The organism is Vibrio ponticus, assembly GCF_009938225.1.
Classification (GTDB): domain Bacteria; phylum Pseudomonadota; class Gammaproteobacteria; order Enterobacterales; family Vibrionaceae; genus Vibrio; species Vibrio ponticus.
Map to the genome: position 1 here is coordinate 1,623,458 of NZ_AP019657.1, position 11,890 is coordinate 1,635,347.

The 11,890-nt window shown below is 44.8% G+C and carries 8 protein-coding genes; 4 read left to right on the plus strand and 4 right to left on the minus strand.

Annotated features, from left to right (window positions below):
* The first annotated feature begins 212 nt into the window (after window positions 1-212).
* On the plus strand, window positions 213-2,228 hold the full coding sequence (locus GZN30_RS07090) for a hybrid sensor histidine kinase/response regulator (protein ID WP_075651220.1): 2,016 nt from the start codon (window positions 213-215) through the stop codon (window positions 2,226-2,228).
* A 95-nt stretch (window positions 2,229-2,323) separates the two neighbouring features.
* Here the strand turns inward: GZN30_RS07090 and GZN30_RS07095 are convergent, their stop codons facing one another.
* From GZN30_RS07095 to GZN30_RS07105, 3 genes are all read right to left on the minus strand, one after another.
* Complete coding sequence (locus GZN30_RS07095; RefSeq protein WP_075651218.1) at window positions 2,324-2,803, minus strand: outer membrane beta-barrel protein; 480 nt, start codon at window positions 2,801-2,803, stop codon at window positions 2,324-2,326.
* A 167-nt stretch (window positions 2,804-2,970) separates the two neighbouring features.
* On the minus strand, window positions 2,971-6,900 hold the full coding sequence (hrpA, locus tag GZN30_RS07100; RefSeq protein ID WP_075651216.1) for an ATP-dependent RNA helicase HrpA: 3,930 nt from the start codon (window positions 6,898-6,900) through the stop codon (window positions 2,971-2,973).
* 107 nt (window positions 6,901-7,007) lie between these two features.
* Window positions 7,008-8,327, minus strand: a complete 1,320-nt coding sequence (locus GZN30_RS07105) for a MipA/OmpV family protein (RefSeq protein WP_075651250.1) — start codon at window positions 8,325-8,327, stop codon at window positions 7,008-7,010.
* 98 nt (window positions 8,328-8,425) lie between these two features.
* Here GZN30_RS07105 and GZN30_RS07110 point away from each other — a divergent pair, with 98 nt between their 5' ends.
* Genes GZN30_RS07110 through GZN30_RS07120 form a run of 3 tightly spaced genes read left to right on the plus strand, consistent with a single transcriptional unit; the run spans window position 8,426 to window position 11,277 of the window.
* Window positions 8,426-8,809 carry a VC1380 family protein gene (locus GZN30_RS07110; RefSeq protein ID WP_075648585.1) on the plus strand — a complete coding sequence of 128 codons (384 nt, stop codon included), beginning with the start codon at window positions 8,426-8,428 and terminating at the stop codon, window positions 8,807-8,809.
* A gap of 25 nt (window positions 8,810-8,834) precedes the next feature.
* Window positions 8,835-10,760, plus strand: coding sequence for an alkaline phosphatase D family protein (locus tag GZN30_RS07115; RefSeq protein ID WP_075648586.1), 1,926 nt, complete (start codon window positions 8,835-8,837; stop codon window positions 10,758-10,760).
* 58 nt (window positions 10,761-10,818) lie between these two features.
* The gene (locus tag GZN30_RS07120) at window positions 10,819-11,277 is read left to right on the plus strand and encodes a tellurite resistance TerB family protein (RefSeq protein ID WP_075648774.1); all 459 of its coding nucleotides are present in this window, start codon (window positions 10,819-10,821) and stop codon (window positions 11,275-11,277) included.
* 72 nt (window positions 11,278-11,349) lie between these two features.
* Here GZN30_RS07120 and GZN30_RS07125 read toward each other — a convergent pair whose 3' ends face one another.
* The gene (locus tag GZN30_RS07125) at window positions 11,350-11,880 is read right to left on the minus strand and encodes a 3'-5' exonuclease (protein WP_075648587.1); all 531 of its coding nucleotides are present in this window, start codon (window positions 11,878-11,880) and stop codon (window positions 11,350-11,352) included.
* Between the last annotated feature and the right edge of the window lie 10 nt (window positions 11,881-11,890).

The following is an 11,890-nucleotide window of genomic DNA, read 5'->3' on the forward strand; positions in this document are numbered from 1 at the left end:
AAATATCTTGAGCCACTCATTGAGTGGCTCTTTTTCAACTTCTGTCGTCAAGTGTTTAAATTGCTCGATTCAAACCGCTCGATAAACCAACAGCTATAAAGCCATTTACTTACTGGATTAGAAAAACCCACAAATTGCTGATAACTCGCTGCTTTTATAGAGTGATAAAATTATCAATTAACGGATAATCTTCTCAGTGATGGAGTCAAATGATGGCGAGTTTGTTAGAGCACTACTTTGTTAAACATAAGTACCGAACAACTTTCTTAGAAAAAAATAACTGCGCACTGCTACTTTGTAAGAACGATCAATACTCGACCATTATCGAAGCAAATAGCGCCTTCTATCGATTGGTTGGCTACACTCCAGAAGAGATGGTTTCTCTGTTTAATAATCGGTTTGCCAGCTTGGTTATTGACGACGTTAGCCAAATCTTGCAGAAAGTTTCCCGCTCACTACAAGACAATTCAACGCTCGATTACGAATTCCGCATCCAGAATAAACAAGGGCAAACCTTATGGATTCATGACATCGCCACGTATGACAAAAAGCTTGATTGCTTCTTTGTTGTCATTATGGACATTACATATCGACAAAATGCGCTCGACTCGATTGTTAAAACAACCAGCATCGATAACCTCACGTTTTGGCTATCTTCACTGGTGGATAATCTTCCCAATCCGATTGCAATTTTCAAACAACAAGAGTTGGTTTTATCCAATAAAAACTTTCAGACGCTCACCTCTCGAGTCACGGCTTATGACGATATTTGCCCCAGCAATTTTACCGAATTGGTTTACTCTCTGAGCCAAGAGTGTTGCCACGTTAATCCGGAGCGAGAAATTGTCAGAACATTGGGCAATCGCATCTACCGTATTAAACAACAGAATATTTATCATCCTGTCGAAAAAACGCGTTTTTCAATGCTAACCTTTGATGACATCAGCAGCTTAAAAGAAAAAGAAACCGCGTTAACTAAAGCCGTGGATGCGCGAAACCAGTTTCTTGCTATTGTTAGTCATGAGTTAAGAACACCTTTATCTGCCATGATAGGGTTACTTAAGCTTCTCGATAATCACATCGATTCTCAAGAAGGTAAAGAACTACTCGCCTCGTCAATACAATCGGCACAGCGACTTGATCTGCACGTAAACGACATCTTGGATTTCTCAAAAATCGAAGCCGATCAACTCCAACTTAATATCCAACCGGTAAACATACTCAAAGAGCTCAGCATTACCTTACGAAGCTTTGAGACAGAGTGCTACGAGAAAAGTATCGAGTTCATACTCGATTGGCAGCCAACCCCGTTCGAATTGACCTATCTCGACTGGATGAGAACGCATCAAATTTGTAGCAACATACTCAACAATGCGTTGAAGTTTACCTCTCAGGGTCGGATATCTGTGCGTATCCAGCTAGAAGAGAGTCGACTTGATATCCAAGTTAGTGATTCTGGTCGCGGCATGTCACCTGAACAACTGGAGTCTCTTTATACTCCTTTTGTTCAAGGCGAGCACAGCATCAACCGTTGTTATGGGGGGACAGGCTTAGGGCTCTCGATCAGTAAAAGCTTAGTTGAACTCATGGGGGGACACATTCATGTTTCAAGTCAACTTAACTTCGGGACAAGTGTCAGCCTATCCATCCCATGTAAATGTCAGGAACTCAGTGATAATCAATACCCGGCTTGGTATGACCGTTGGTTAAGTGAAAAATGGCGTAGCGAATCTTGTCGCGATAGTGACGTTGCAAACGTCTACCCAGACCAACTGATTCAACATAAGGGGTTAAGCACCAACGACTCGGGAAAATTGCTCGAATCTGAACCTATGCATGTGAAAAAGCTCAACATCCTTGCTATAGATGATGACCCAATTAACCGTTTATTGCTCAGTAAGCAGCTCAATTCATTGGGGGTAAGCTATAAGACTTTTAGTTCTGCTAATGAGTTATTTAACTATCTCAATAGCGATCGATTCAAAGATCAGCCTTCACAAATAGATATGATCATTACCGATATTCACATGCCGCACACCAATGGCTATCAACTAGCGGAGCAGTTACGCCAAATTCCCATTTACCAGCAACTGCCCATTATTGGCTTTACTGCCGATAACTCGAAAGAAGTCGCGAGTAAAGCAAAGCTCTCTGGTATGGATGAACTGATTTTCAAACCATGCTCAATGGAGATGTTCCAAACGCTTTTCGCCCGTCATTGTTTGTGAGCAACTTTCTCGGTCCCTCAGGCAAAGTAAGCTAATGGTTAGAATCAAAAAAGCCCAGCGAGAAAAGCTGGGCTTGAGAGAAATTTGGTTACTTCTTATAGGAAGTGGAATGTCGCGTTAAGTGACAAGGTTTTAACGTCTTCATCATCCATTGTGAATACGCTGTAGCTTGCGCCTACAGAAACTGGACCAAACAGGAAGTATTCAGCGCCTACACCGTACATGATATCAACGTCATCTTTATTAAAGTCGCCTGACATATCCCACTTATGCAGACCACCTTTTGCGTAAACATGCAGAGGACCAAGATCAATACTTGGTTTTGCAGCAAAATACACAGATTCAGCTTCTACTTTAAAGTTAGTGCCAGAAACATCAAATTCACCATGGTTTTGGTAACCCGCTTCAAGACCAATAAACGGTAGGATGCCAGTACCAACATGCACACCGTAAGATGTTGCGTCTTCACCACCAAGCTCTGATTGACCGACGTTTGCGCCACCGTAGATCCAAGAATCAGCTGAAGCTGTCGCAGATGCACCAATCAGTGCTAAAGCGAGTAGTGTCTTTTTCATAATTAACCTTCTCTTATAATTTTGTAAGTACGGCAATCTATTGCCAATACTCTGACAGTTCTGCATTTTGGCTAAATTAATGCAATTTACATACCGCTGTGTAAGTTCTATGTAAAAAAAGACCCCACAAAGCGAATAACATTCGTGGGGTTAATAGGTTAGCTTATTTAACAAGCATCGATCGCGTTTTTCACTCGCTTGTCAGACACTGGATAAGGGGTACCTAATTGCTGAGCAAAGAAGCTGACGCGCAGTTCTTCCAACATCCAGCGTATTTCTTTGACGTTATCCGGCACTGCCATGCCTTTCGGGATCTTATTCAATAGCTCTTTATAATCACTCGCTACTGACTCAATCTTGAGCATATGCAGACGATCTTTATTCGGATCGATTGGTAACTTCTCCATTCGACGCTCAATAGCGCGCATGTAACGCAGAATGTCTGGTAGGCGCTTCCAACCGCACTCAGTAGCAAAGCCTTTAAAGATCAAACCTTCGATTTGCGCTTTGATATCAGATAGCGCAAACGCCATCGTGAAATCAATCTTGCCTTTCAACTTCTTATTGATGTTGAACGCAGTGGTTAGAATGGTTTCTACCTGTTGTGCAATATCCACCACAGTATCGCCAAGTTCAGCGCGAACATGCTCTTTTAACGCTTCAAACTTATCCGCTTCCCAAACCAAGCCGCCCTGCTCTTCGATTAGCTTATCAACACCACAAGCAATACAGTCATCAATCAAGTCCATCACTTTACCGTAAGGGTTGAAGTAAAGACCTAACTTGGACTTGTTCGGCAAGTTGGCGTGCAAGTATTTAATTGGCGACGGTACGTTTAGCAGCACTAGGCGGCGCTGACCGGCGCGCATCGCAGAAATCTGCTCTTGCTCGGTTTCGTAAAGCTTAATCTCAACGCTGTCTTTGGCATCAACAATCGCAGGATACGCTTTGACATCATAACCGCCGCGTTTTTGTTGATACACTTTTGGCAACTCACCGAAACTCCAAGTGTGCAGACCTTGCTGTTCGATATCATCATCCGCCACTTTTGAAAGCGTTTCTTGCACTTTATCTTTCAAGCTCTCTTTCAGCTCATGCAGATCTTTGTGCTCTTTCAGCTTACGGTTACGATGATCGACGGCGCGGAATGTCACTTTCAAGTGCTCAGGAACCTGATCGAGTTTCCAATCTTCACGCAGTAGTTCTACGCCCGTCATGCGACGCAACTCTTTTTCTAACGCATCAAGCAATGGCATTTCCATTGGCGTCACGCGAGCTAAGAATGCATCGGCATAGTTTGGCGCTGGCACAAAGTTTTTACGCAAGGTTTTTGGCAGCGATTTAATTAGGCTCACCACTAACTCGTGGCGTAGACCTGGGATCTGCCAGTCAAAACCAGCAGTTTCCACTTGGTTAAGGATCGGTAACGGTAAATGTACGGTAACACCATCACTGTCATCACCCGGTTCAAACTGATAGCTTAATTTGAGCTTGATACCATTTTGGAACCAGAAGTTCGGGTAATCCAAATCGGTAACATGGCTAGCATCGCCTCTAAACAGCATCTCTTTTTCAAAGTTGAGCAGTTCAGGCTTCTCTTTCGAGGCTTTCTTCCACCATGTATCAAAGTGCTTACCCGATACCACTTCAGTACCGACGCGCTGATCGTAAAAATCAAACAGCTCATCATCATCAACCAAGATATCGCGGCGACGAGATTTGTGCTCAAGCTCTTCGACCTCTTGCAACAGCTTACGATTTTGCTTGAAGAATGCGTGTTTGGTTTCCCACTCACCTTCCACCAGCGCACTGCGGATAAATATCTCGCGGCTAATGTTTGCATCGATGTTGCTGTAGTTGACCAAGCGTTTAGGAACAATAGGGATTCCGTATAGCATCACTTTCTCGTACGCCATAACTGCCGCACGCTTCTTCGACCAATGTGGCTCACTGTAGCTACGTTTGATCAAGTGCTTCGCTAAAGGCTCAATCCATTCCGGTTGAATCTTAGCGATAATGCGACCCCAAAGTTTTGAAGTTTCCACCAGCTCAGCTGACATCACCCATTTAGGCTGCTTCTTAAACAAGCCCGATGCAGGGAAGATATGGAAACGAGCGTTACGCGCACCTTGATACTCGTTCTTCTCTTGATCTTTACTACCAATATGCGACAGCAGACCAACCAAAATTGCACTGTGTACACTTTGGTAGTTTGCTGGCTCACTATTGAGTTTGAACTCCATTTCACGCATCGACTGGTGAATCTGGAAGTAAACATCTTGCCATTCACGCACGCGCAAATAGTTTAAATAGTCTTCTTTACACTGTTTACGGAATTGATTACTAGATAGCTGTTTTTGCTGCTTCTGAATGTAATCCCACAAATTAACAAAGGTCAGAAAATCCGAGTCTTCATGGAAAAAACGTCGATGTTTATCATCTGACGATTGCTTTTTCTCACTTGGGCGTTCACGCGGATCCTGAATTGACAGTGCAGAAGCGATAATCATTAGTTCTTTCAACGCACCATGCTTAGGTGCTTCTAACACCATGCGCGCTAAGCGAGGATCGATAGGCAAACGCGCTAATTGGCGACCAATTGCGGTCAAACGTTTCTTGCTGTCTTTGACTTCAGAATTGATTGCGCCAAGTTCTTCAAGCAGACGCACACCATCTTGAATGTTGCGTTTATCTGGCGCTTCTACAAATGGGAAGGCTTCAATATCCCCTAAACCAAGCGCAGTCATCTGGAGGATAACCGATGCTAGGTTAGTACGCAGGATCTCTGGGTCGGTAAACTCAGGACGTGAGTTGAAGTCCTCCTCAGAGTAAAGGCGAATACAGATACCTTCTTCAACACGACCACAACGACCTTTACGCTGATTGGCGCTCGCTTGAGACACTGGCTCAATCGGTAAGCGCTGCACTTTAGTGCGGTAGCTGTAACGGCTGATACGAGCCGTACCTGGGTCAATAACGTATTTGATACCCGGAACAGTCAGTGATGTTTCTGCCACGTTGGTTGCCAAAACGATGCGACGACCAGCATGTGGTTGGAAAATCTTGTTCTGCTCACCTGCCGATAGGCGGGCGTAAAGCGGCACAATCTCTGTGCTCTTAAGCTTACGTTTGGCTAGCGCATCTGCCGTGTCACGAATTTCACGCTCACCGTTCATGAAGATCAGGATATCGCCTAGCCCTTCATCGCACAGCTCATCAACCGCTTCGAAGATACCTTCAAGCTGATCGCGATCGTCGTCGCCTTCACCACTGAGTGGGCGATAACGCGTCTCTACTGGGTAGGTGCGACCAGATACTTCAATAATTGGCGCATTATTAAAGTGATTTGAAAAACGCTCTGGGTCAATGGTTGCCGAGGTAATGATCACTTTTAGATCAGGACGACGTGGCAGTAACTCTTTTAAGTAACCCAAGATAAAATCGATGTTAAGGCTACGTTCGTGCGCCTCATCGATAATGATGGTGTCATACTGGTTTAAGTAACGGTCGTGTTGAATCTCAGCCAGTAGAATACCGTCTGTCATCAACTTGATTTGGGTATTGTCTGAGATTTGGTCGTTAAAGCGAACTTTGTAACCAACAAACTCACCAAGTTGAGTTTGCATCTCTTCCGCAATACGACTGGCTACCGAACGTGCCGCAAGGCGACGTGGCTGCGTATGACCAATTAAACCAAACTTACCACGACCAAGCTCAGCACAGATTTTCGGTAGCTGAGTGGTTTTACCCGAGCCCGTTTCACCCGCTACGATCACCACTTGGTTCTCTTCAATGGCTTTAGCGATATCGTCGCGTTTTTGGCTAACTGGTAAGATTTCAGGGTATTCGATGGTAATGTGCTGTGCGCAGCGCTGCTCCACTTCCATCATCGATTTGGCGATATCCAGTGCGATCTCATCAAACACCGCATTACGCGATGCTTCTTTTTTAATTTTACTCGCACCAGCAATACGCTTACTTAAACGAAAGCGATCGCGCAACATACATTGTTGCAATGCCTTGCGCAAAGCGGCTGGGCTATTTGCCTGCGCTTGCTGCTCTTTCGGCGAATTATTTTTCGGCTGTGACGAAGTCAAAGCGTGTCCTATTCTTTTTATCTATCAAAACTGCGCGGATTGTATCACAAAAAAGCCTATCTACATGCGCAGTAGATAGGCTGATAAAGCGATAAATTTAGCCGCGATTAAAAGTTGAACTGCACATAGACAGTATTGTAGTTACTGCCGCCTTTGATGCGACCAAACTGCGACGCTTTTTCAAAGATTGCGCTGCGGTGATGAAGTGAATAACCCACCCAAACGTTTTTCCAGTCTGAATCGTTAACCAAGTCGCCGACATTGACATCCAGTGAGAAATCTAGGTAGTTAAGCAGATGGCTTGGGGTATAGCCTTTCTCTGCCATTTCGCTCGCTTCAACGTAAGTAATGTTATCGATGTACGACAGACCTTCTGCAAAACCAAAACGCCAACGCGTTGGCCAATCAAAATTCACGTATGCTTTGATTGCAGCAATGTACTCGGTACTCGCACCTTGAACTTTCGAATCCCAGTGGTGAGCGATACCCGGCGTGAAATAAAGATCCACCGGTAAACCAAACAATTCATCAGTCAGCGGGTGACCATAAAACACCGAAGTCATCTGATTGTTGTACGGGTCTTTTTCACGATTAAGCGCAAAAATGTCACCGATATTGGAAGGCGTCGCCCAGCCATGTGCAATGCGTAAATAACGCTTATTCGTCAGCTCTGTTTTGCGCGCTTTGGTTTTATCTGGGAAAAAACCAAACCCGACAAACACTTCGCCTTCAAAACGATCGGTTACCGCAGCGGCACTATAAGCATTATTATCCAAACTCGTCACACTGGTTGAGCCGAGCAGATATAAATTCGACGTGACATGATAACGTGCGTCAATACCAACATTGACATCCATACCTGCGCCAATTTTATCCCCAGTGTACTTATCGAACGCGTAATAACGGCTGTTAAAATCCGCATCTTTATAACGTAACGTCGCGTGCGGCTTCAGCTCCCAATCACCAAAGTCATATTCTGCTGTGGCTCTTAAGTTGGTATGTAAACGAGTATCCTCATCCGACATTAACTCCCAATCGAAATGCCAAGTGTCGTTAAGTTGATAACGCAGTTGAAAACCAACGTCGGCGGTATCTCCTTGATTGGCATTTTGAATCGATGCAGGCAAATCAACAAACCGAATACGAGTTAAAGCATTCAGTTCAAATTTCTCGTCTTGCCAGTTCGCAAGATGCAGCCCCCCTTCTACACCATCAACAAACACATAGTCGTTATTGAAGTACATCATCGGCACAAACGTTGAAACCGTCTGATCGCCAACGGGTGTCGAGTATGGCACGGTAGCGATACGATACATTGCAGCAATCCCCCAATCTTGTTCAGATTGAGAAGCCATTACACTGGTCGACAAAGTGCAAGAAGAAGCCAAAGCAAGCGCAAAAAGTGAGCGCGTATTAAAAATTGTCATTTTTATAATCAATTGAGTAGCTATTTTGTAAGGATCAGCGACTTTGTTGTTATGTTTCGCTGAGATTCGACGTTAATATAAGAACATACACCCTATGAATGCAAAAAATTGTGAAAGTTTCTGAGCTAAAAAATTTACTCGCCACCCTACCAGACGACCTCGATGTGGTGACTGGTGATGAATGGTTACCTGAACAACTGGTCGCGGTATCTCAAGTTGATGAGATGTTGTTTATGGAGTTTGATAACGCTCCTGAAGATGTTCAAGGGGAAGAGGCACGGGGTTTTGTTGAACACGAAATCGAGATGATTCGCGATAAATTTGAGCGGATCCTCGGTGAGAATTCAGATAGTACAAGTAAAGCTGACGCGATATTAGCCTTATTTCTCTTAGGACATGAACTAAGCAGTTGTGAAGTGATTGAAATCTTAGAAGAGAGCGAACAAGCAACACCAGAATCCCTTGTCGCCAGTGCGATATAAATATTGAAGGCAATGTCGATTGAAAATGAGTGACAAACCAACGTTACCGCTAGTGCTAGCCGGTCCCATCCTACGTAAAACAACCCAAAATGAACTGGTCTTTTGGCTGGTCACCAGTGAACCGCTGCGAGGGTCATTTCAACTGTTTGCCGATGCAGACGACAGTTGTATTTTCGAAGGCGCGTTGGATCAGTGTAGGCAAATTGCGGTAGGACAACGTGCTTATGTCGTGCTTGCCCAATTCAAAGGTGAGTTTCCTGCCAATGTTGCGCTAAGTTACGAATTTATCACTCAACAGGGTCCACTCTCTCAGTTACAACCTGAGTTTTGTTATGCTGATGAGGCGCGCCCGACCTTTCGTATTTCAACTCAAGCAGACTACCTACTGCATGGTTCATGTCGTAATCCGCATCATCCAGCTAAAGATGCGCTCGTTCAGGCAGACCATAAGGTTAGCCAGCAAGCGCTGCAAGACAGACCGGATATGCTACTGATGAGTGGCGACCAGATTTATGCCGATCACGTTGCCGGTCCCATGCTGGACGCGATACATCAGGTATGTGAGCTGCTCGGCTTAACAGATGAAGCCTTTGAGCAAGCCCCATTTGCCAATAGCCAAACTCTGTATCAACACCCATTTTGTTACTATCAACGCGACAAACTGTTACCAAGCTACAGTGACCAAAGCCACTGGCTAAATCGTTTATTACTGCCTAAACACACCCCCATATTTAGTTCTCGTGAGTGTGAGAACCACTTGATCACACTTAGTGAGTTTATTGCCATGTATCTATTGGTATGGTCGCCATCATTGTGGCGTTGTATCAACATTGACCGGCTTGAACACAACGGATTTACTCATGGTGGACAACCATTTGCCGCCACGAACATCAAACATTGGCAACAGGAAAAGCAACACATCGAGCGATTTGTCGCTGGCTTACCCTCTGCTGCACGCCTGATGGCGCACATTCCAACCTATATGATTTTCGATGATCACGATGTTACTGATGATTGGAATCTTACCGTAGGTTGGGAAAAAGCCGCCTACGAGAACTCGTTTTCTAAACGCATTATTGGTAATGGCTTAATCGCCTATTGGCTCTGCCAAGGTTGGGGCAATGAACCAGACAACTTCCCTGAGGAATTGTGGCACTTATCTGAGCAATTCTTTGCTGAGCCGTACACCTCTTCAGAGCAGGCGAAACACCAAGACAACCTGATCCAGTACTTATATAGCTTTGAAAAATGGCACTACACCGTTCATAGCTCACCTAAAGTGGTGGTTTTAGATACCCGCACAAGGCGCTGGCGCTCTGAATCTCGCATGAATAAACCGTCTGGCTTAATGGACTGGGAAGCGCTGATTGAATTCCAGCAAGAGTTGCTGAATCAAGACAAAGTGATCGTGGTGTCTGCCGCGCCGATGTTTGGGGTCAAGTTTATCGAGGCGCTACAAAAGAGTATGACGCTGCTTGGGCAACCGCTACTGATTGATGCCGAGAATTGGATGGCTCATCCAGGGAGTGCTAATACGTTATTAAGTATTTTTACCCACACCAAAACACCCAGCAACTTCGTCATTTTGTCTGGTGATGTACATTACTCTTTCGCCTACGACATCAAACTTAGATTTAGAAAATCGAGCCCGAATATCTACCAAATCACGTGCAGTGGCTTTAAGAATCAATTTCCCGAGCCATTATTAGGCATCTGCGATCGCATTGACCGCGCGATATATTCGCCCCGTTCACCGCTTAACTATCTGACCAAACGTAAGCGTTTAAAGGTGTTCAAGCGCGATCCTGACATCCCCGGTTCACGACGCTTGGTCAACAGCAGCGCAATTGGTGAACTCAAATTGGATAGTCACGGTAAACCCTGTCAAATATCTATTTTAACTGGCGAAGGCGAATCGGTTCACTTCCCACCTATTGAACAGGACTTGTGATCCAACTCAAATGCCACTATGTATAGAAGTAAAGATAAATTACATAGTGGCAATGCCAATGCTCAACTCAATAACTAAATTGTTTAAACAGCTACTCGATGGCAGTGACTTAGGTGAACAACACAAGGCGGATCCTAACCTTGCGATTGCTTGCTTATTATGTGAAGTCGCCGACGCAGATCATCAACAGGATCAACAAGAAGAGATCGCTAAGCAGCAGTTAATTGGTCGACTGCTCAATCTAGATGCGGCGCAAACTGAGACACTGCTCAATCGCGCGCAGAACAAAGCCAAAGAAGCGGCTTCGCTGTACGAGTTCACCTCTCAACTGCGTGAACTCAGCCAAGAAACCCGCTATGAGCTGATTAAAGCAATGTGGGAAATTGCCCATGCAGACGGTGAGATCGACCCGTTAGAAGACGCGGTCATCCGTAAAACCGCAGAGCTTCTTTACGTTGATCACAGCGAATTTATTCGTGCCAAACTCTCGGTAACGGAGAGTTCTAACAAATTGTAAGCTGGCTCTCGAACCATAGTTAAAGAAAAAGCGAGCAGTTGCTCGCTTGTTCGATGAGGCTCAGTGCACCACTCAAAACATGGTTAATGCCAGTTTTGCCAGGTTGTAGGCATCGACATAACCTGAATGTTGGCGCCCTTCCCACTCTATATTCTTTGCTTCTTGCGCCGCTTTATGACCAATACGCTTATCTTTGAGGCGGTTTTGGATACGATACAAAGTCGCTAAGTTAATGTACTCATTAAATGGCATCTCTAACCCTTTATCTGCGCACTCTTTGGCTAGCACCAAATCATCACGCCCCCAAGCGGCGTAAATCTTATTGGTGCCACCGAAGTTCTTGATCATCGATTTAAGCACTTCCGCCAATGGGCGACCTTGCTTCTCAATCTTACGCGGAGTAATGCCTGTCAGTTCCGCGCAAAACAGCGAAACTTCATCATGCTCTGGTCTAACATAATATTGGGCGCGTTTAACTATTTCACCTTTAACCAGATCGATCTCTGCTAAACCAATTTCTATGATTTCGCCTGTGGTGCCAACACCATTTTCGTTCCAGCAACACATTTCTAGATCGAAACAAACTATACGGTTGTGATTCATAACTCGCCCG